The organism is Peribacillus sp. NPDC096379, assembly GCF_044762875.1.
Lineage (GTDB): Bacteria > Bacillota > Bacilli > Bacillales > DSM-1321 > Peribacillus.
Window position 1 is genome coordinate 47,612 of sequence record NZ_JBIWFD010000010.1, and the last position, 20,994, is coordinate 68,605.

Genomic DNA, 20,994 nt, shown 5'->3' on the forward strand with positions numbered 1-20,994 from the left:
TCCTTACGTCGTATTCTTTTATCCTCACTCCCAGGTGCTGCTGTCACATCTATACAAATTGATGGAGTGCTGCATGAGTTCTCAACAATTGAAGGCGTCGTAGAAGATGTAACTTCTATCATTCTTAATGTGAAAAAGCTTGCTCTAAAGATTTATTCCGATGAAGAAAAGACGCTTGAAATTGATGTGCAGGGTGAGGGAGTTGTTACAGCTGCTGATATCACTCATGACAGTGACGTGGAAATTCTTAATCCGGATTTACACATTGCTACTATTGGGAAAAATGGCCATATGCGTATGCGTTTAATGGCTCGTCGCGGCCGTGGATATACTCCTGCTGATCAGAACAAAAGAGAAGACCAGCCAATTGGTGTGATTCCAATCGATTCGATCTATACTCCTGTAGCTCGTGTTTCCTACCAAGTTGAAAATACTCGTGTAGGCCAGATGACTAACTATGACAAATTAACGTTTGACGTTTGGACAGATGGAAGCAATGGACCACAAGAGGCAGTTGCTCTTGGGGCTAAGATTTTAACAGAGCATTTGAATATTTTCGTTGGTTTAACTGATGAAGCTCAAAATGCTGAAATCATGGTAGAAAAAGAAGAAGACCAAAAAGAAAAAGTTCTTGAGATGACTATCGAGGAACTAGATCTTTCTGTTCGTTCTTATAACTGCCTGAAACGTGCTGGAATTAATACCGTTCAAGAGCTTGCTCACAAAACGGAAGAAGACATGATGAAAGTACGAAATTTAGGACGCAAATCACTTGAAGAAGTGAAAGCGAAACTTGAAGAATTAGGCTTAGGTCTTCGTAAAGATGACTGATGACTAGTTGGCTAAGCTAAACTAGGCATTTTACTGTAGGCCTCGAACAATGAATATTTAACTTCTATAGAAGGAGGGAATCTCTAAATGGGTTACAGAAAGTTAGGACGCACTAGCGCTCAACGTAAAGCATTACTTCGTGATTTAGCTACTGATCTTATCATTCATGAGCGTATCGAAACTACAGAAGCGCGTGCTAAAGAAATCCGTTCTGTTGTTGAAAAAATGATTACTCTTGGTAAACGTGGTGACTTACACGCTCGTCGTCAAGCAGCTAGCTTCATCCGTAAAGAAGTGGCTAACGCTGAAAGCGGGCAAGATGCTCTTCAAAAATTATTCAGTGACATCGCTCCTCGTTACGAAGAACGTCAAGGCGGTTATACTCGTATTTTGAAAATGGGTCCACGTCGCGGAGACGCTGCACCAATCGTAGTTATCGAGTTAGTTTAATAACAGCTTTGATGAGGGCTTAGGACAGTTGAACAAAGACTTGTTCTTCGTCCTTTTCTTTTATATACAACTAGAAAAGTCATACAAGAAATCGCTATTTGAGTGTTACGATGGCTGGTATGCAGAATGCTGTTACCTTCACGTCTAGCTCAAGTACCCCTTCCCGCTTATGTGAAAGCGTAATAAGAATATACTCATTTATCGAAATGAGTATTTAGGAAAAGCTGCCCTTAATTTACCGAAATATTTCGGTGGAAGGGGTGCAGCGTTTTTTTTTTATCCCAAAATATATAAGGTTTCATTTCAATATGAGCTGAGATAAGATAAGAAGAGGATAGCTGAGGATAGGAGAGAGCACAATGGGGAAGAAACTCGTTTCATTGGAAAATGTCGTTTTCAAATATGAAGGTCAAACAAGAAATGCAGTAGATCTTGTTTCTTTTGATATATACGAAGGTGAGTGGCTTGCGATTGTAGGTCATAACGGTTCTGGTAAGTCAACACTTGCAAAGCTTCTTAATGGTCTTCAATTTCCTCAGGCAGGGACTATTCTTGTCGACGGAAGCGAATTGACTGAAGAGACAGTTTGGGAAGCTCGGAGCAAAATTGGGATGGTTTTTCAAAATCCAGATAATCAATTTGTCGGAGCTACTGTGCAGGATGATGTGGCTTTTGGTTTGGAAAATGCAGGTATTGCGCGAACAGAAATGGTTCAAAGGGTGCAAAATGCCTTAAACAAAGTGAAAATGGGTAGCTTTCTCAATCAAGAGCCGCACCATCTATCAGGGGGTCAAAAGCAGAGAGTGGCGATTGCAGGTGTTCTTGCTTTGCAGCCAGATCTGATAATTTTAGATGAAGCGACTTCTATGCTTGATCCAAGAGGTAGGGAAGAAGTACTAGAAACCGTGAGAGAACTGAAAGAAGAGAATCTTTTAACGGTTATCTCCATTACCCATGATCTTGAGGAAGCTGCGAAGGCTGACCGAATGATTGTGATGAATGAAGGGAAGCTTTATCGCGAAGGAATACCAACGGATATTTTTCAAATGGAAAGTGAGTTAATAGCGCTAGGTCTTGATATCCCTTTTTCCGTCAAATTAAGTAAAGAATTAAAAGAACGTGGAATTGGATTAATAAAAAGCCATTTGACAGAGGAAGAGTTGGTGAGAGAACTATGCGAATTACACTCAAAGATGTAGAATATCGATACCAAATAAACACACCGTTCGAACATTTAGCATTACATGATGTGAATATGGACATTGATTCAGGAACGTATACGGCAATTATTGGACATACAGGTTCAGGAAAATCGACATTGCTTCAACATTTAAACGCATTGCTGAAGCCTACAAAGGGCTCCATCACGATTGGCGATCGTACAATTGAGTCCGGTCGTAAGGAAAAGCATCTTCGTGCAATCAGGAGAAGCGTAGGGATTGTATTTCAGTTTCCCGAGCACCAGTTATTCGAAGAAACGGTTGAAAAGGACATTTGCTTTGGCCCTATGAATTTTGGGGTTTCAGAGAAAGATGCAAAGGTTCGTGCGAGAAAAGCGTTAAAACAGGTGGGCATGGCTGAAGAGATTCTTGAGAAATCCCCCTTTGACTTATCAGGTGGTCAAATGCGCAGAGTGGCGATTGCAGGTGTTCTCGCAATGGAGCCGGATGTTCTTGTCTTAGATGAGCCGACAGCAGGGCTAGATCCCCGTGGTAGGATGGAGATTATGGACATGTTCTACCAGCTCCATAAAGAAAGAGGAATTTCAACAATACTTGTTACCCACAGTATGGAGGATGCAGCTCGCTATGCAGATGAAATCATCATTATGCACCAAGGTACTGTATTTAAAAAAGGGGCTCCATTTGATATCTTTTCACAACCGGAACAGCTCCTTGAGTTAGGTCTGGATGTTCCAGACACAGTTCGATTTCAATTGAAGCTACAAAAAGAGTTGGGTGTTCGTTTTGATCGGCCTTGTTTATCGATTGAGGATCTGGCTATTGAAGTTAAAAAGGCAATGGAACGGGGGAGTCGATAATGCTTGATAAAATGATTCTCGGTAGATATGTTCCTGTTGATTCTACGGTCCATAAGATGGACCCGCGTTCAAAGCTACTTCTTGTTTTTTTATTTGTGTGTATCATTTTTTTGGCGAACAATGTGATATCCTATGGATTGATTGGTCTGTTTACATTTATTTTGCTGATCCTTTCGAAAATACCCATTCGTTTTTTATATAACGGCTTAAAGCCGATTTTATTTCTAATTGTGTTTACATTTGTCCTGCATATTCTGTTTACTAAAGAAGGAGAAGTGGTGTTCAATTTCGGTTGGTTAGAGATTTATGATGGGGGCTTGAGACAAGGTCTTTTCATTTCACTCCGATTTACGTTTTTGATACTTGTCACTTCATTACTAACATTAACAACGAACCCAATCTCCATAACAGATGGGATGGAGACACTTCTGCATCCTTTTAAAAAGTGGAAGCTACCCGTACATGAATTGTCACTAATGATGTCGATTGCGCTACGGTTCATTCCGACTTTGATGGAAGAGACAGATAAGATTATGAAGGCACAAATGGCAAGAGGCGTTGACTTCTCTTCTGGCCCTTTAAAAGAGCGGTTTAAAGCGATTGTCCCATTATTAGTTCCATTGTTTGTGAGTGCATTTAAGCGGGCTGAGGAGCTTGCGATTGCAATGGAAGCTCGTGGCTACCGCGGTGGTGAGGGACGGACGAAATATCGCCAGTTAAAATGGCAAACAGTCGATACATTATTGATGCTGTCGTTAGTAGTATTGACAATCTTGTTAGTTTTATTACGTTCATGAAGAGGGTAGAACATGCAAAGGTATAAATGTACGATTACTTACGATGGTAGCCTATTTGCTGGCTATCAAGTACAACCCGGTAAACGAACGGTTCAAAGTGAACTTGAAAAGGCGCTTACTAAAATGCATAAAGGCGAGTATGTAAGAGTGACTGCTTCAGGAAGGACGGATTCTGGTGTCCATGCGAAAGGGCAGGTTATACACTTCGATTCTCCGTATACATTTCCAGCTGAAAAATGGGAGCGTGGGCTTAATGCCTTACTCCCTGATGATATTGTTGTGCTGCATTCATCAGTAGCTTCTACTGATTTTCATGCCCGCTTTGATGCAGAAGGTAAGGAGTATCGGTATTTTATCAGCCGTAGTCATCATAAGGATCCGTTTCGTCGTCATTATGTGTCCCACTTTCCGTACGCGTTAAATGAAGCCTCCATTCGACAGGCGATTTCTTATTTGGTTGGCACCCATGACTTTTCTAGTTTTTGTGCTGCTAATACAGACGTTAAAGATAAGGTACGGACCCTTCATGAGATTGATTTTTATGAAGAAGGCGATTTGCTTGTTTTCCGTTTTGTTGGCACGGGATTTCTGTATAATATGGTCCGAATTCTAGTTGGAACACTTTTAGAAGTTGGTAATGGAAAAAGAAAAGCTGAAGAAATTCCAATGATTCTTGAAAAAAAGACTCGTGGATTGGCTGGAAAAACCGCACCTGCACAGGGATTATATTTATGGCACGTCCATTATGGTGATGGAAATAAAAGTTTTTCTTAAGACAACTAAACCTGGTGTAACATTAACTTGACAATGGAAGTGGAAGCATATAATATAATATGGTATGTATTTTAATCCCACGATAAGCCCCGGAAAGTTTATTGTGATTGAAAATAAATATAATGTGAAACAATTTCTAGGAGGGTAATCATGCGTACGACATTTATGGCAAAAGCTAATGAAGTTGAACGTAAATGGTATGTAATCGATGCTGAAGGTAAAACTTTAGGTCGTCTATCTACTGAAGTAGCATCCATTTTACGTGGCAAAAACAAACCAACATTTACACCGAACGTTGATACTGGCGATCATGTAATTTTAATTAATGCAGAGAAAATTCATTTAACTGGGAACAAGTTAAATGACAAAATTTACTACCGTCATACTATGCATCCAGGTGGTCTTAAATCAAGAACTGCTCTTGAGATGCGTACAAACTATCCTGTGAGAATGCTTGAACTTGCTATCAAAGGTATGCTTCCAAAGAATTCTCTAGGTCGTCAAATATTCAAAAAACTACACGTATATGCAGGGTCTGAGCATCAACATCAAGCTCAACAACCTGAAGTATACGAATTACGCGGATAATTATTAAGGAGGTTACTATCTTGGCACAAGTTCAATATTATGGTACTGGTCGCCGTAAGAGCTCAGTAGCTCGTGTACGTTTAGTACCAGGCGAAGGTCGCGTCGTTATTAACGGTCGTGAAATTAATGAATACATCCCATTTGCAGCACTACGTGAAGTTGTTAACCAACCACTAGTTGCGACTGAAACTACTGGAACTTATGACATTCTTGTAAATGTTAACGGTGGTGGATACACTGGTCAAGCTGGCGCAATCCGTCACGGTATTGCACGTGCGTTGCTTCAAGTAGATCCAGAATTCCGTCCGGCTCTTAAAACTGCTGGATTACTAACTCGTGACCCACGTATGAAAGAACGTAAAAAATACGGTCTTAAAGGCGCGCGTCGTGCACCTCAGTTCTCAAAACGTTAATTTTATTACGTTTCAAGGCTCTCAACCGATTTGGTTGGGGGTCTTTTTTTATGTGCGAAAAAGGTTTTTGTCACTTCTGATCCCCACAAATCATAGTTCAAGGTATTTTTGGGATTTTTGTGCAGTTTGCTCTTTTAGTGTGCCTGTTACGTGTGTATAAATGTTCATTGTCATTTGTATATCAGAGTGACCCAACCGCTCCTAAACCTCTTTTATACTTGGTTCAGCTTCAAATAACAGTGAAGCATGTGTATGACGTAAGCCATGAATAGTAATTCTGTGAAGCTTATGTCTCTCAATTACAATATCGAGCTTTTCAATTAGATAGGCTAAGCGAAGCGGAGAACTGTCATCCCGTGTGAAAATCATCTTATTTTTATCTGAAGTATTCTCATTAGCTAAATTCGCTTCTATTTGCCGTATACGCCACTTTTTGAGTAAAGATAGGGTCTACTATCTAAACTGATTAAACGTCTAGATTCCTTCGTTTTAGACGTTTGAAAGCTAAATTCACCCTTGTTGTGAAAAAGTGTTTTTGTAAAGCGGATGGAATCAGCCTCAAAGTCTATATCATCCCAAGTAAGAGCTAATGTTTCCCCTTTACGTGTTTCAGTATACATTAAAAGGTGAAAAAGTACGTGATCACGAAGCGATAGTTCTTGTTTCGTTATTACTAGGAATTTTTTTATCTCATCCTTTTTCCAATAATTCCGCTCAACTGCCTCATGTTCCTCACTGATCACTTCCTTTTGCTGTCTAGGTATACTTACATGCTCCAACGGATTCTTTGAAATAATGTCCATCTTTAAAGCATATTTAAAAACTTGGTTTGCTTGAATTTTTATATCATTAACAGATGTTATCAATTGAGCTACTTCATTTATCATTTTTTGGAAATATGGTCTGGTAATCTCCTTCATTTTCAATTTACCGAAGAGGGGAAGTATGTGCTTATTGAATTTTGATTCTATACTTTTCTTGGTGCTTGTCTTTATGGTTTTAGAATGATTTAAAAACCACTGGTCGAATACTTCAATCATTACATGCCACCTTCGATTGGATTTCCAAATATCATAGTAACGATGCTTATTTGATAAATAAAAGTTCTTTCATCCTGTTTCAGTATATTTAGAATAATGAAGTACAATGCTCATTTAAATTTATTTATTTTGATTGTTTATTTGGAAAATCATTGCTTGCTACAGTGTTTGAATACCGCTCTGAGGACTTTAGTAGTATTACTAATATCGTGGTTTTTTGTTCCATTTCTGTAATTAACCGTTCATTAGACTAATAGACAAATAATTAGTTTAGTGACTATACTAATTGACAAATAGATAGAAGGGAGAGATAAAACGAATTATTTCAATACATAGACAGCATAGATAGTAAGGGAGAGACTAAGATGATAAAACGAATTAGTTCAATTTTTTTGACAGCAACGATCTTCATGTCTACGTTAGTAGTTCCTGCTAATGCGATGAACAGTGGAACGGAAGGGAACAGCCCTTGGATGAACACCAAGCTGTCTGCTGAGGAGCGCACCGAGCTGCTTCTCGATGAGATGACGATGGAACAGAAGATGCAGCAGATCGCTATCTCGCGATTCAATGAGAATGACACCGGTGAGACGGTTGTAATCAACAAAAAAGGTAGCAGCAAGTACCAGAACGGCGTATTCGCGCCTGAGGGTACCCTGCCAGGATGTGAGTGGCAGGACACTGGTCGGCAGATCCATGGGATTGAGGATCTGGGCATTCCCACAATCCGCATGACCAACGGTGGTACAGGCGTTAAGGGAGGATCGTGTGGTAATGACCCGTTAGCTACAGGTCTACCGTCCACTCCGGCTATGGCTGCTACATTTGACCGCGAGCTAAACTATGAGGCCGGCCGAATCCTTGGTGAGGAGACACGAGCTTTCGCGCATCACGTGTTTCTCGGACCAGGTATGAACCTCATTCGTCACCCGTACGGTGGCCGGAACTATGAGTACTTCAGTGAGGACCCGTATCTGACAGGTATCCTTGCGATTGAGCAAACAAAGGGCATCCAGGACCAGGGAGTCCAGGTCCAGCTCAAGCACATGGCAGGAAACGAACAGGAAACTGAGCGTTGGACGATGGGTGTCCAGGTTCCCTCAAATGCCATGAACGAGTTGTACATGTTGCCATTTGAGATGACCGTCAGAGATGCTAATCCAGCCTCCGTGATGTGTTCGTTCCCGGATGTTAACGGAACTTATGCATGTGACAGTTCTGAACTTCTTCAAGATGCCCTGCGTAAAAACTGGGGCTTTGACGGTTACGTCATGAGTGACCGTCGCGCGATTCATGACACAGTAGCTGCTATCAAAGCTGGTACGAATGTCGAGCTTGACTGGGCACCACAGTACTACACTCAAGAGAAGATCCAAGAGGCTCTCGACTCAGGTCAGGTGACCGAGGGCGACATCGACAATTTACTTCGTCCGCGTTACATCAAGATGATCGAGTTTGGCCACATGGACGAGCCTTACGACAAATTTATGCCGGAGATCGTTGATCCGATGCTCAACGGCGCTAGCGCACTGAAGATGGCCGAGGAAGGCTCCGTGCTGTTGAAGAACGACAACGGCTTCCTGCCACTGGACGGCGAGCCAAAGTCGATCGCGTTGATCGGCATTGAGACGTTCGCTGGTTCGGCAAAGATGTCACCTCGCTCTGTTCGTGACGACAATGATTATGTAGTGACTCCATATACGGTCACACCACAAGAAGGCTTAGAGAATGTTATTAAAGAACTTGGCTATAACACTGAAGTGAAGTACAACGATGGCAGTGACCCGAAAGCCGCTGCTAAGCTTGCCGCTGAGTCTGACGTCGTGCTTCTTATGATCGGAGACAATCCACATGAGACGGTGGACCGTGATACCCTCGGATTCCCAGCCTTGAACCTCGAAACGGGCTTGGCTGAGCAGGAGCCGGTGATCGATGCGGTTATGGAAGCTAACGCGGAGAACACTGTTGTGGTATTGAAGACTTCTGGTACGTCGCTAATGCCATGGTTGGATGAAGTACCTGCAGTTCTTCAGGCGTGGTACCCAGGTATGGAGGATGGCAATGCCGTTGCTAACCTGCTTTATGGTAAGGTCAATCCTTCTGGTAAGCTGCCGGTGACGTTCGGTGCCACTGAGCGTGAGGCCGCATTCGCGACTGAAGTGCAGTACCCTGGAACTCGTCAAGATACTGGCAAACCAGGTGGCCCTGGCGCGTACGGTAACGGTTCCAAGCAACTAATTGCCCAGTACACAGAGGGCCTTGAGATGGGCTACCGCTGGTACGAGGCAAACAACGTGAAGCCGGTCTTCCCATTCGGTTACGGCTTGTCGTACACGACTTTCGAATATGACAAACTTAAAGTGAAGAAGGTCCAAGATAAAGGATCGTCGACTGGTATTGATGTGTCCTTCACGATCAAGAACACAGGTGACGTTGCTGGTAAAGAAGCTGCACAGGTCTATCTGACTCTACCAAACGAGGCAGGTCAGCCGACTAAGCGTCTTGTTAACTTTGAGAAGGTTGACCTTGAGCCAGGTGAAAGCCAACAGGTGACTGTGCGAATTAACCAGGCTGACTCTAACCACCCGTTCTCTTATTTCATTCCGGAAGAACCGGACAACCTGGCGAACTGGGCTGACGGCGAGTGGGCCACTGTTGACGGAAAGTACCGCGTGCATGTCGGTGGTTCCTCGGCAGACACTCCGTTGGAAAAAGACATCCCGTTGAACTTCAAACTCAACAAGGATAACGGTAAAGGCAACAACAAAGGCAATGGCCAAGGCAACAACAAAGGCAATGGCCAAGGCAACAACAATGGCAACAGCCAATGACAATAGCAATGGCAAGGGGAACTCTAATCGGTAGGCCCCTGGCCATGGGATGATGTCGGCGACCCGTTAGGGGCGTCGGGGCATCCCGAAGGCGGTGAGCGCGTGAGCTCACCGCTTTTCTCGTCGCCTCCATGGGCGATGAGAGGGACGAAAAGAGTCAAGGAAGGACGTGAGAAGTTGATGAAGAGATCCGTTCGGAACAGCCGGCGAGGTCCGACGTATTCGTGGTGGGTGGCCCTTGGCCTGGTGTTCTTCTTGACCGCGTGCACTGTTGAGGAATCCGACGGACCGGTCGAGAGCGATGAAGCCGTAGAACCCGCACCGTCCGAGAGTGATAAAGCCGTGGAACCTGCTCCGTCCGAGCAAGGCGACTGGCAGCTCCCTGGCTTGGTGGACAGGTCCGGCAAGCCGATTGAGGTACCGACACCGGGTCCGGCCACGGGCAAGACCCTGAATGTTACGGACTTTGGGGCAGATCCGGATCCGGACTCAGACGACGACGCAGCAGCTATCCGGGCGGCCCTGGACGCGGCCGTACCGGGTGACGAGGTCTTGCTGCCGGCTGGCACGTATGACCTGCGCTCCACTGACCCGGCCGACGAGTCGGCAAACATCGTGTTGCACAGCGGCGTGGACCTGCGCGGCGAGGGCCAGGAGAGCACCGTGCTGCTGACTTCCCTCGACGGCGAGAATGACAGCCGGGTGATCCGCGGCTCCGGTGTCCACGACGTCATCGTCGCTGACTTCACCATCACTTCCCGTCATAAGGGTCCACTCGGCGACGACCCCGACGACGGCGACGCGGGTGGCGGCCCGATGTATGGAATCCACCTCGGAGCCCATGAAGGGCAGGGCAGCTCCCGGGTCCTGGTGGAGAACCTGGGCATCCGCAGGTTCGAGCGTCACGGCATCTCTGTCAAGGCCAGCCGCGAGGTGACCCTCTCTGGAAACTATGTCAGTGAGGCAACTGCCGTCGGCCCCGGCGGACAGGGCTACGGCATCGCTATCGAGGGCTCAGTGGACCAGCACGACCCGGATGCCGCCAACGATTCCCGGCACAACGTCGTCATCGGCAATACCTTCGATGGCAGGCATCTGCGGCACGCCATTCTGCTGCAGTTCCCCACGCACAACAATCTCGTGGCGGATAACAGCATCGTCGGCAGCCACCTTGACGCCATCGACCTGCACGGCGAGGGTGAATACCTGAACGAGGTCCGAGATAACACGGTCATCGGCGGGCATCGGGCAGGCATCGCGCTGGGCAATTCCGGCGGGGCCAAGAACAAGCACGATGCCTCAGGACCTGGAAACTGGGTGCACTCCAACGACCTGATTGGAAACCGTCAGGGAGTCCTCGTCATCCTGGGAACTCCTGACACGCTCATTGAGGATAACAGGATCACCGCCGGGGAGGATTCAAAGGCCGGCATCGAGGTCCGCAATGGGCCGGGTACGGAGTTGCGCGGTAACCACATCACTGGAGGGACTGACGGGTTCTGGGCCATCCGGCTCAATGAGGATCGCGGTACTGACGGACGGGGCACAGGAATCCCCTCAGGCATCCTGATTGAGTCCAACGTTATTCGACAGACCGCCAACGGCATCAGGATTGATGCAGGGGAGGACCTGAGCTTGGTGGAAAACGTCGTTGACGGCATCGACGGAGCCGAGCTGAGGGTGGCCGACGGAATAGAGGTAAGCCGGTAGGCCCAGCAATTGGGACACCAGCACCTGATTGCCCAGGGACTTGGACATCTTTTCGCCGTCCAGTCCCGCCATGCCGGCGTGGGAGAAGGCGCGGATCAGTGCTCAAACTAAGAAAGTTGGTATTTGATTCCCGTGCTAAAGAGATAGCAGACAATAATATGCGTTATCTATCACAGGAACAAAAGAATGAAACCATTTATAACATTTCCATACAAGAATTGAAGAAAGGTAATACTTTCGAAGATGTATTTGGTAATGAAACGAATTTAGATTATATGATTCAAGCAATTAAAGCAATTAAAGCAATTAAAGCAGAAGCGAAGTACCTTGAAAAAGACTTTGCTAAAGAAGTGGCTAGTATGTAATTTAATCCCAAAATTTTATAATTATGTAACCCTAGGTACTAGCATATCCGAACCTCTTTAAACGTGAGGTGGGGGCAGATATGAAATGAACCGCAAAAGCTAGACGTGAATTTTATGTTGCGTTTTGGATATTCCATTAATCTGGCTTTTCTTTGAACTAAGTAAAGAAAATTCAATAGGGATAAATGTGGCACCATCTGTCCAACCAAGGGTAAGCATGTGAAATCCCTTATGGAAACGCAACGGTGCGAAAGTTGAGTAACTAGTAATTCTTATTTTAACTTCTATAATTAACCCAGCCTTCATCAAAAAGAGGGCTGGGTTCTATCTAATAAGTTCGCTCATTTTTCACATAAACCATATTTAATATATTCACTTACTACTTATTCAATATTTGCTTCAACATAAAATAGGCATATTAGATTGTTCCTAATCGACAAAATGTTTAACAGCAGTGGCATCCCCGTGGCATGAATGATGGCATGCAATTAAAAATAATCGATGATAATTAATTAGTATTAATTGAGTTAAAAAGTGCAAATCCTTTTATATAAAGGGATTTGCAGCTACTGTTGGTAACTTATAAGAATCAACGACACGCCTTTGACAGGGTGAAGCTCGAACTAAAGTATTAAAATGATTTTATTTTAAAGAAGTAATCACTAAAATTTTCACCTTTAATCTGTATTAATCTAATGGCTGAAAAAAGCAGGTGAGTAACAATTCATCTGCTTCAAAGATTTACACTACTAACTAATTTTACACATCACTCATAGAAAACTTTGTATTAATAACGTTTAAGACCTATTTCGATCACGACCACCAGTGACAAGGCTCAATTTCATCAGATATTGATGTTTATAATCTAAATAAATTATTATATTCTAACTAATTCAAATAAGTAATACACTTAAAGCTATTTATTGTTTATATACTGATTAGTACAAAACTTAATTATTTTAGATCGCTGAAGAGCGGTCAATCACCCTATTGGCCTGTCATAGCTTAGGGTGATTTTTTTGTCCATTTAATGAATAAGCGGAAAGTATAAGTTTTTGAACAGTGCCTAGCTTCAGCGTCCAGCCCTCGAGTCACTTCTCCTTCTCGTCGGGGCTAAGCAGGCGCTTACGCTTTTTTATGTAGGATTTATAGAAGGATTTTAAACGTTAATACCGAAATACATAATGGATCATGATTTACAGCATTTTGAACAGATTGATGGAGTGATTCGTACATATTCATTTATGTAATAATAAATAAGTAAAGAAATAACGAATAGGGAAAAGGGGATTGAAAATGGATGTAAGATACCCGATTGGAAAACTACAAGTTCCTGAAAAAGTGACATTAGAAAATATTCGAGAATCGCTAAAGGAAATCGAAACTTACACGATTCGATTAAGAGAAACTGTCGACTCATTAAGTGATGAGGAATTAAGCAGAACTTATCGTGAAGGTAGCTGGACAGTTCGTCAACTTGTTCATCACATTGCAGATTCTCAGTTGAACATGTATCAACGTTTGAAGCTGGCTTTAACAGATGATAATCCAACAGTACCAGCCTTTGATGAAGAAAAGTGGGCTATTCAACCGGATACAAAGCTTCCTGTAGAAAGTTCTATTAAAATGTTAGAAGGTATAAATGAGCGCATCATATCTTTAGGACATAGTTTAACTGAAGAGCAATTAGATCGAGCTTTTACTCACCAGATAAACGATAAAATAACAGTTGCAACAAAAGTTGCAAAATTAGCTTGGCACGAAGAGCATCACTTAGCCCATATAAAAATCGCATTATCAAAATAATACAATATGTATAGAAGTGGCTTATCGAACCTCGATAAGCCGTTTTTAAAATTAAAATAAGGAATAATTACAGAAGTTTTATTCAACTAAAGGGCCAGATTGTGGACCAAATCTTTTGAAGAAAATTAGATTTCTAAGCAAATTTTTCAAGGAAATTGTAAAATTTATACTTAAAGTAAAGATGCAGATTAGTTAAACAAGATAATTGGAAATATTATGGAACAATAAAGATAACATACATATAAATGGGGGATTAGTTGTGGGATTTTTGATTTTAATGATTGTTCCTTTTATTATTGTTCTTATTATTTTGGGGTTCTTATTAGAAATAATAATAAATAAATTACTTGGTGTTGAAAAGAAAAAGATTTCCGAAACTTCTGGTAAAAAAGTAGACCGATGGGGAAGAGGTATTATTTTGGTTATCTTTTTATGCACTCTTCCGTTTGTTATTACAAAGGACATAAATGTTATGAAGTGGTATTGGATTCTCTATTTAATATTATTATTGGGTTTTCAGTCTATTCTGGAGTGGAATTACCTGAAGAACTCAAAACAACATGTTACTACACTTATTTTTCTAATGCTAAGTGTAACTATTATGTATAATATAGAGTATTTTCTTCAATTATTGTGATGGGGTGTAGCTTTAGTTGAATAAGTAAGGGTTATTTTTGACCACATTCTGACCACCAAACATATATAAGAGTATATTATCAAACGTTTATTAAACAGAAAAAGATCCCGATAAATCAGGCTTTCAGTAAATCATTTTATTCCTAGTTTCTTCATATTTAATATATAAATAAAAGAACGTAAAAAATACGGTCTTAAGGGCATGCGTTGTGCACCTCAGTTCTCAAAACGTTAATATTGTTTAGATATCAACGTTTACAGAGCCCTTTCTCGGATTACCGAGGAAGGGTTTTTATTTGCCGACATATCTGTTTAAATATCCCTTGAATCCTCTGCCTTCTAAATCCATTATTGAAGAATAAATGAGATGGCTGGTTCAAGAATCACAATGAATATACGGAAAAACTCAGTTTGGAAGAATGGCGTAACCTGGCCAATGACTCCAACATCGGGGCGTTTAAAACGTTTAATAGGTGGAAAACGGAAATACTGAATTCCTCCGTATATCCATATAGAAACGGTTATATAGAAGGCGTGAACAACAACACTAAGGTCATCAATCGAAATTCGTACGGAATCAAGAACTTTGGCTATTTAAGAAGGAAGATATTGTGGCGTCAGCTTATAAGGGAAGTGAGTGCCTAAAAGACACTCATTTCAAAAGGGGTGGATATTTTTGGGTGAACCAGATACCACCACATTTGACGGAGAACCCGTTTTGATTCAATTGGTTTAAGTGTTTGAATATGGAAGTATCATTTTATGAATTATTCAATGATGTGGGCAGAATTTGAGGAAATGGAAGTCGTTGAATTTGAAAAGGCTTGGAATCTGGGATTGATTATCAAAAAAGAGGATCTCCCAAAGGGCCCACTTCCGCACATTACATCATTTAAAGTGTGTGGGGGATGGGTCCGTATGGAGAGATCCTTATCACGAAAAAATGGCTTACCAACCGAAATCTATCGTGTAAATAAAGTTTAAAGTAAATGTCGTATTTTGTCGAAGGTTAAAGATTGGTGAGTACACCATAATTTGTTATATTCCTCGCTAAATATTGTTTGTATCGTTCTAATTGAGTGATGAGACTTGGTATCTATATGGGATCTAAACCCTCTATCGCAAATTTCCATCTAATAACTAGCATTGCTAACTCTGGCTCGCAGACACTATAGATAAGCCGGGAAATAACCTGGGAAATGGGGTCTGACCCCTTGGAGGTGCTGTTTGTGATTATAGAGGGTTTTGAGGAGCGTCGAAGAGTACGGCAGGTGAAGTATGAGCGGCGGTTGCTTCGGGATTTATCTGTGGAAAATATGAGGGCGAGAATTCGGGAGTTTTTTGGTTCTGATTCATATAATGGAATCCGTGTTTCTGAAGTTTTGGAGGAAGGTTGCTTTGATGTAGCTATCGAAAGCTATTTACTTGGGGGACATTATAGCAGATTTGGTTATTATGGTGAATCTGAAGATATGGTGAAGGTACGATGCCACCAAGAAGAGACACACCTTATTGATACACTATTTAACTTTATTCTTTATTGGGGGAAGATTGGTGAGCAAGAACTGTACAATGATAGCCTTTACTATAGGTGTAGTGTGTATGTTGAAATGTGGTGGAAGGAAGGATTTCGGACTGGGGAAAGATCATATAAATTAAGACTTCACTAATGAGTTAGATATGGTGATTCTCTAAAACAGCTTGTTCTACTTTTGGTAAAGTATACATACTTTATAGTATGTGGGACTAGGACAAGCGAGAGGTGATCCGAATGGTTAGAAAGTTGAAATATACAGGAGTAGCTCTTGGTCTGATTGCGCTATTCTTAATTGTGACGTTTAAATTTATGGAAGACGATTCTTGGAATGCGTGGAATCTTCCTTTGTCTGGGAAAATTATTGTGTTAGATGCTGGGCATGGAGGAATGGATGGGGGAGCCTCTGCTGAAAATGTGTTAGAAAAGGAAATCTCACTGGCTGTAACAGTGAAAATAAGAGATTATCTACAAGAACAAGGGGCACTGGTTCTGATGACAAGGGAAAGTGACAAGGATCTTGCAGATGAAGATACGAAAGGCGTTCGTAATCGAAAGCAGGAAGATTTACACAATCGGGTTACCTTTATTAACGAATCGAATGCCGACTTATTTCTTAGTATCCATCTCAATTCCATTCCTTCAAAGAGGTGGAAAGGTGCTCAAACGTTTTATACAGGTAGATTCGAAGAGAATGAAAGGGTGGCAAAATTTATTCAAACTGAAATTATTCGTAATTTGGAAAATACATCTCGGGAAGCGAAAACAATTGATCAAGTATATGTTATGTCCAATGCAAAGAAACCAGGTGCATTAGTGGAAATTGGCTTTCTTTCGAATAATGAAGAAAGAACAAACTTAATTAAAGAATCCTATCAGGAAAAAGTTGCGGCGGCTGTTTATAAAGGGGTCTTACGATACTTTACAGAGGATTCAGTAGAGATTAAAGAATATAAAGAATAAAGTGTTTAAAAGTGACAGTAAGACTTATAAAAATGTAAAAACAAGTTCGGAAGCTAACAGATAAGCGATCGCATTGGAATATGGTATAATACTAGTATTGGAAACGAATTCATTTAAGGTGGGTGCCTAGATCATGTTAACCGAAGATAGCATAGTGGATATATTAAAGGATCTTAATGACCCTTTTCTTCATAAAAGCCTGATAGAAACCAATGGAATTCTTGAGGTCAAAATTAAACCTGAAAAAAGTCATGTTAGTGTGAAAATAGCGATTGCAAAAACAGGGACTGCTGAACAACTACAATTACAAACGCAAATTGTAGATGCATTGAAAAGCGGTGGAGCATCTTCAGTGGGAATTCGTTTTTCTGAATTGCCAGAAAAGGAATTGGTGAAGCATCGTGATAGTATGCCACAAGAACAAGCTGATTTAGGGTTATTATCGCCTACGAGCAAGACGACCTTTATTGCAATCGCTAGTGGTAAAGGTGGAGTTGGGAAATCGACTGTATCTGTGAATATGGCGACTGCATTAGCTCGCCTCGGAAAAAAAGTCGGTCTCGTGGATGCTGATATTTATGGATTTAGTGTTCCAGACATGATGGGTATCTCCAAACGACCTGTAGTCCGTGGTGAGAAGATTATTCCGGTTGAGCGATTTGGCGTTAAAGTTATTTCAATGGGCTTTTTCGTAGAAGATAATGCACCGGTTATTTGGCGTGGACCAGTTCTTGGCAAGATGCTAAATAGTTTCTTTAATGAAGTAGAGTGGGGGGAGCTTGACTATTTACTTCTCGATTTACCTCCTGGAACAGGAGATATTGCGCTAGATGTACATACCATGCTTCCTTCATGTAAAGAAATCATCGTGACAACACCTCATCCAACTGCTGCATTTGTAGCGGCAAGAGCGGGTGCAATGGCGATTAAGACTGAACATGAAGTTATTGGAGTCATTGAGAATATGGCATTTTTTGAAAGTAAAGTAACTGGTGAAAAAGAATATGTATTCGGTAAAGGCGGGGGAGACAAGTTGGCAGAAGAGCTTCGCACAGAAGTATTAGGGCGTCTGCCTCTTCAACAACCAGATTGGAATGAGGAAGACTTCGCTCCTTCCGTTTATGCAGCAGAACATCGTTTGGGCAAAATTTATACAGAGATTGCTAATAAAATCATTCACACAAGTGCTAATTAAGAAAATTGTAAAGCGTGAGGTCATTAATGAGCTTTAATGCAATTCGCAAGCTTTTTTACCGAACTTTTTATATATCCTTTTATAGGGACTAGCGCAACTAACATTGTGCTAGTCCCTTAACAGTTTAACCTCCACCACCACTCGTATCTTCACCGGAAGAGCCTTTTTTCTTATCACCAGACTTTTGTTCAGATTGAAGATCGGTAGCAGCTTTTATGAGAATGTCTTGTATTTTGGCTTTTACTAAAGGGCTATCCATCGTTTCAAGTAGTGTTTCTTTATATATAGAGCGGATTTCATTGGATTTTAACAACTTATTAATTTCAGTTTGGAAACCAGGTTCTTTCATAATGGCCATGATCATTTCGCGGTAGCTTGGGTCTTTAGCGAGATCTTTTAATAGTTGTTCATGTTCCTTTTTTAAGCTGTTAGCATAATTGGCAGCAAATTTTGGATCTTTAAAGGAGTTTTCCCAGAATTTCTGGCCTTTATCCGATGTGATCGTTGTTTCAACAGCCTTTGTAACAACATCTTGATCTAAAATTAGTTCGCTTTTAATTGATTCGTCAGAAAGGACATCTTGAATTGCCTTTTTGCCATCATCTGTTTTTAAGATATCAACAACCATTTTCTTTGTTTCTTCATAATCCATTTTCGCTACGCTTGTTCCGTTTTGGCTACATCCAGAACCTACGAGGCAAAACATGGAGAACAATAATAAAGTAACTCCATATCTCATGTTAAGAGCCCCTTTCCTTTCAATTCACCATATATTTAATATGGATTAGAATAATGATTTTATGCGTTTTTAGAGAAAGGTGGATTTTTCACGTGTGGGTTGGTAAAATTAGAGAAAGAAAATGCTTACTTATGGGGGAAAATAATGAATAGCCGTAATATAGTTCGCTTATTTATATCAACGCTACTTGTTGGAGGTATAACAGGGGGTATAGTCGGTTTCGCTGTACGATGGGATGAGTTCTCTTCATTTGATTTAGTAGAGCTTTTATCTGTCTTTGTATGGCTTGTGGGGGTAGGTTTAATTTTTAGCGTTATTAGTCAGGCCGGCTTCTTTGCCTATTTAACCATACATCGATTTGGGCTTGGGATCTTTAAAAGTGCCTCATTATGGAATGGGATTCAAATTGTTTTGATTGCATTTGTTTTGGGGGATCTTGTGTATTTTCGATATACGGAATTCGCCGATAAGGGAGAAGGGGTCTTGCCATTTGTTTATCCGGCGTTGTTTTTACTCATCTTTGGGGCGATTGTCGCCTATTTCAAAGTGAAACAAACGAATAAGCAAGCGTTTATTCCAGCTCTTTTTTTTATGACAGTGATTACTGTATTAGAGTGGGTTCCTGTTTTGCGTACAGATGATGATAGCTGGTTGTACTTTATGTTATATCCGTTGTTGATTTGTAATGTATACCAATTGTTGATTCTCAATCGATTGATTCATGCTTCCCAAAAAGAATTAGCTGAAAAGAGAGTAAATAAAGCAGCCGTTACGAAAAAGATGATGACTCCAAAAAAGAAAGATAAAATCAAGATCAAAGAAGTTTAAGCATCAAAAAGAACGGCACAAGGTACCAGACCCTTGTGCCGTTCTTTTTCTATGTTTACTGAATCTCTTCATGCTTTGTAGTGGAATTAGAAATCATCTCTGATACTGTAACAAAATTTAAGTCCTTTAAGCGGAGTTCTTGAATGAGTTCCGGTAATGCCTTATTTGTTTGTTTGGCCGAATCAGATGCATGCATAAGAATAATATCGCCTTTGTTAGCTTTATTGATATTTTGGACAATTGTATGTACACCTGGATTCGTCCAGTCCTTTGTGTCAATGCTCCAATGGACAACTGTATAGCCAAATCGTTCACCAATCTTTAACAAGCGTTTATCGAAATGTCCAGTCGGTGCGCGAAGGAGTTTAATGTCTTTAACATTCAACTTTTTAAATGCTTCTTGTGCTTTGGAAATATCTTTAATGATTTCTTCATCTTCTAAATCTGTATAATCTACATATGCATACCCCAAAATACCAATTTCATAACCTTCTTTTACTATTGTCTCAACAATTTCAGGATGACGTTCAGCCCACGACCCAGAAAGGAAAAAAGTAGCGGATGTGATTTTTTCATTTTTCAACGTCTCTAGTACAGGGGAAGCTTGTTTATCCCCCCATCCGATATTAAATGTGAGAGCGATGTTTTTTTCGCCCTTGTATACCGCTTTTGGCCCATCTGGTGTAGAAAAAACAGGAGCATGAAGAATGTTTTGAAGAAATAAAAACCATGCAGCAAATAAAGCGGCTAGTATAACTACGGCATATCGTTTAATTGACTGAGCACTTAAAACCCAGAAAAAGTTCATCAACATCACCTCGTCCACAATACTCTTGTCTCATATCTATTCAAATAAATTTGTCTTATGACTAATTAGAATATCTAGTTGAATTAGAAAGTGAAAGATTGGAAATAATAGGAGGACAAAGGAGTTGGTATGTATGATGGGATTAATGATTAATGAAATGGAACAAAAAGAATTGGAGTATGTTTTAAAACGTGAACTTGATGAAATTCTATTTGACTTTCAGGATGCTAGAATCGATACGTTTGTCAAACGAGCGATGGAGGAAAGATATAAAATCCTGTTTAATCTTTTTAAAAGAGTCGCTCCGACATCGGAATGCATGAAATACATGAGAAGTAAAAAGCCGACCATGGAGAAAAAGGATTCGATTTAATGTATAAACATAATCTTTTTATAAAAAATGAATTGACTATCTTTTTTATCACTGTTATATTATAAAAGTCGCCGAAATACGAATTCTTAGAAAAGTTTTTTGAAAAAACTTTTTTTGAAAAGGTATTGACGACTAATGGGAAGTTTGGTAAGATTTAAAAGTCGCTTACGAGATAAGCAACAAATTGCTCTTTGAAAACTGAACAAAACAAAGCGCCAACGTTTTAATTGAAGTGAGTACACACTATAAAAACAAATGAGCAAGTCAAACAC

The 20,994-nt window shown here is 41.1% G+C and carries 22 protein-coding genes and 1 pseudogene; 20 read left to right on the forward strand and 3 right to left on the reverse strand.

The window, feature by feature from the left end; all coding sequences use genetic code 11:
- From ACIQZI_RS23270 to rpsI, 8 genes are all read left to right on the forward strand, one after another.
- A partial coding sequence (locus ACIQZI_RS23270) for a DNA-directed RNA polymerase subunit alpha (RefSeq protein WP_403077971.1) occupies nucleotides 1-831 on the forward strand: 831 nt, incomplete at its 5' end.
- 87 nt (nucleotides 832-918) lie between these two features.
- The gene (rplQ, locus tag ACIQZI_RS23275; protein ID WP_049679561.1) at nucleotides 919-1,281 is read left to right on the forward strand and encodes a 50S ribosomal protein L17; all 363 of its coding nucleotides are present in this window, start codon (nucleotides 919-921) and stop codon (nucleotides 1,279-1,281) included.
- Between the two features lie 359 nt (nucleotides 1,282-1,640).
- Entirely contained in the window at nucleotides 1,641-2,480 is an 840-nt protein-coding gene (locus tag ACIQZI_RS23280; RefSeq protein WP_403077976.1) for an energy-coupling factor ABC transporter ATP-binding protein, read from the forward strand.
- Nucleotides 2,456-3,322: an energy-coupling factor ABC transporter ATP-binding protein gene (locus ACIQZI_RS23285; RefSeq protein ID WP_403077979.1), complete on the forward strand. Its 867-nt coding sequence runs from the start codon at nucleotides 2,456-2,458 to the stop codon at nucleotides 3,320-3,322. Before ACIQZI_RS23280 ends, ACIQZI_RS23285 begins: the two co-directional genes overlap by 25 nt.
- Nucleotides 3,322-4,119 (forward strand): energy-coupling factor transporter transmembrane component T family protein, encoded by a 798-nt coding sequence (locus ACIQZI_RS23290; protein ID WP_062187217.1) that lies wholly within the window; start codon nucleotides 3,322-3,324, stop codon nucleotides 4,117-4,119. The genes ACIQZI_RS23285 and ACIQZI_RS23290 overlap by 1 nt, the downstream gene beginning before the upstream one ends.
- A gap of 12 nt (nucleotides 4,120-4,131) precedes the next feature.
- Nucleotides 4,132-4,893, forward strand: coding sequence for a tRNA pseudouridine(38-40) synthase TruA (gene truA, locus ACIQZI_RS23295; RefSeq protein ID WP_062187219.1), 762 nt, complete (start codon nucleotides 4,132-4,134; stop codon nucleotides 4,891-4,893).
- Nucleotides 4,894-5,043: 150 nt separating this feature from the next.
- Nucleotides 5,044-5,481, forward strand: a complete 438-nt coding sequence (rplM, locus tag ACIQZI_RS23300) for a 50S ribosomal protein L13 (RefSeq protein ID WP_062187221.1) — start codon at nucleotides 5,044-5,046, stop codon at nucleotides 5,479-5,481.
- Nucleotides 5,482-5,501: 20 nt separating this feature from the next.
- A complete protein-coding gene (gene rpsI / locus ACIQZI_RS23305; RefSeq protein ID WP_062187222.1) occupies nucleotides 5,502-5,894 on the forward strand; it encodes a 30S ribosomal protein S9 in 393 nt (130 codons plus the stop codon).
- A 410-nt stretch (nucleotides 5,895-6,304) separates the two neighbouring features.
- Here rpsI and ACIQZI_RS23310 read toward each other — a convergent pair whose 3' ends face one another.
- Complete coding sequence (locus ACIQZI_RS23310; protein WP_403077985.1) at nucleotides 6,305-6,934, reverse strand: tyrosine-type recombinase/integrase; 630 nt, start codon at nucleotides 6,932-6,934, stop codon at nucleotides 6,305-6,307.
- 365 nt (nucleotides 6,935-7,299) lie between these two features.
- On the opposite strand from ACIQZI_RS23310, the gene ACIQZI_RS23315 reads away from it, so the two are divergent.
- From ACIQZI_RS23315 to ACIQZI_RS23360, 10 genes and pseudogenes are all read left to right on the forward strand, one after another.
- Nucleotides 7,300-9,765 (forward strand): beta-glucosidase family protein, encoded by a 2,466-nt coding sequence (locus tag ACIQZI_RS23315; protein ID WP_403077989.1) that lies wholly within the window; start codon nucleotides 7,300-7,302, stop codon nucleotides 9,763-9,765.
- 180 nt (nucleotides 9,766-9,945) lie between these two features.
- Nucleotides 9,946-11,475, forward strand: a complete 1,530-nt coding sequence (locus tag ACIQZI_RS23320; RefSeq protein ID WP_403078039.1) for a right-handed parallel beta-helix repeat-containing protein — start codon at nucleotides 9,946-9,948, stop codon at nucleotides 11,473-11,475.
- 98 nt (nucleotides 11,476-11,573) lie between these two features.
- Nucleotides 11,574-11,840, forward strand: a complete 267-nt coding sequence (locus ACIQZI_RS23325; RefSeq protein WP_403077992.1) for a hypothetical protein — start codon at nucleotides 11,574-11,576, stop codon at nucleotides 11,838-11,840.
- 1,296 nt (nucleotides 11,841-13,136) lie between these two features.
- Nucleotides 13,137-13,646 (forward strand): YfiT family bacillithiol transferase, encoded by a 510-nt coding sequence (locus tag ACIQZI_RS23330; RefSeq protein ID WP_403077995.1) that lies wholly within the window; start codon nucleotides 13,137-13,139, stop codon nucleotides 13,644-13,646.
- 259 nt (nucleotides 13,647-13,905) lie between these two features.
- The gene (locus ACIQZI_RS23335; RefSeq protein WP_403077998.1) at nucleotides 13,906-14,283 is read left to right on the forward strand and encodes a DUF4181 domain-containing protein; all 378 of its coding nucleotides are present in this window, start codon (nucleotides 13,906-13,908) and stop codon (nucleotides 14,281-14,283) included.
- Nucleotides 14,284-14,669: 386 nt separating this feature from the next.
- Nucleotides 14,670-14,927: pseudogene (locus tag ACIQZI_RS23340) on the forward strand (transposase); the annotation flags it as partial.
- A gap of 117 nt (nucleotides 14,928-15,044) precedes the next feature.
- Entirely contained in the window at nucleotides 15,045-15,266 is a 222-nt protein-coding gene (locus ACIQZI_RS23345; RefSeq protein WP_403078001.1) for a hypothetical protein, read from the forward strand.
- 245 nt (nucleotides 15,267-15,511) lie between these two features.
- Nucleotides 15,512-15,952: a DUF2521 family protein gene (locus tag ACIQZI_RS23350; RefSeq protein WP_403078004.1), complete on the forward strand. Its 441-nt coding sequence runs from the start codon at nucleotides 15,512-15,514 to the stop codon at nucleotides 15,950-15,952.
- Nucleotides 15,953-16,053: 101 nt separating this feature from the next.
- Complete coding sequence (gene cwlD, locus ACIQZI_RS23355; RefSeq protein ID WP_403078007.1) at nucleotides 16,054-16,779, forward strand: N-acetylmuramoyl-L-alanine amidase CwlD; 726 nt, start codon at nucleotides 16,054-16,056, stop codon at nucleotides 16,777-16,779.
- Between the two features lie 133 nt (nucleotides 16,780-16,912).
- Nucleotides 16,913-17,974 carry a P-loop NTPase gene (locus ACIQZI_RS23360; protein ID WP_403078010.1) on the forward strand — a complete coding sequence of 354 codons (1,062 nt, stop codon included), beginning with the start codon at nucleotides 16,913-16,915 and terminating at the stop codon, nucleotides 17,972-17,974.
- Between the two features lie 124 nt (nucleotides 17,975-18,098).
- Here ACIQZI_RS23360 and gerD read toward each other — a convergent pair whose 3' ends face one another.
- Nucleotides 18,099-18,713 (reverse strand): spore germination lipoprotein GerD, encoded by a 615-nt coding sequence (gene gerD, locus ACIQZI_RS23365; protein ID WP_403078018.1) that lies wholly within the window; start codon nucleotides 18,711-18,713, stop codon nucleotides 18,099-18,101.
- Nucleotides 18,714-18,857: 144 nt separating this feature from the next.
- Here gerD and ACIQZI_RS23370 point away from each other — a divergent pair, with 144 nt between their 5' ends.
- On the forward strand, nucleotides 18,858-19,541 hold the full coding sequence (locus ACIQZI_RS23370) for a KinB-signaling pathway activation protein (protein WP_403078027.1): 684 nt from the start codon (nucleotides 18,858-18,860) through the stop codon (nucleotides 19,539-19,541).
- A gap of 55 nt (nucleotides 19,542-19,596) precedes the next feature.
- On the opposite strand, the gene pdaB is transcribed toward ACIQZI_RS23370, so the two are convergent.
- Complete coding sequence (pdaB, locus tag ACIQZI_RS23375) at nucleotides 19,597-20,349, reverse strand: polysaccharide deacetylase family sporulation protein PdaB (protein WP_062187246.1); 753 nt, start codon at nucleotides 20,347-20,349, stop codon at nucleotides 19,597-19,599.
- A 133-nt stretch (nucleotides 20,350-20,482) separates the two neighbouring features.
- On the opposite strand from pdaB, the gene ACIQZI_RS23380 reads away from it, so the two are divergent.
- Nucleotides 20,483-20,722, forward strand: coding sequence for a hypothetical protein (locus ACIQZI_RS23380; RefSeq protein ID WP_403078030.1), 240 nt, complete (start codon nucleotides 20,483-20,485; stop codon nucleotides 20,720-20,722).
- The last annotated feature ends 272 nt before the right edge of the window (nucleotides 20,723-20,994 follow it).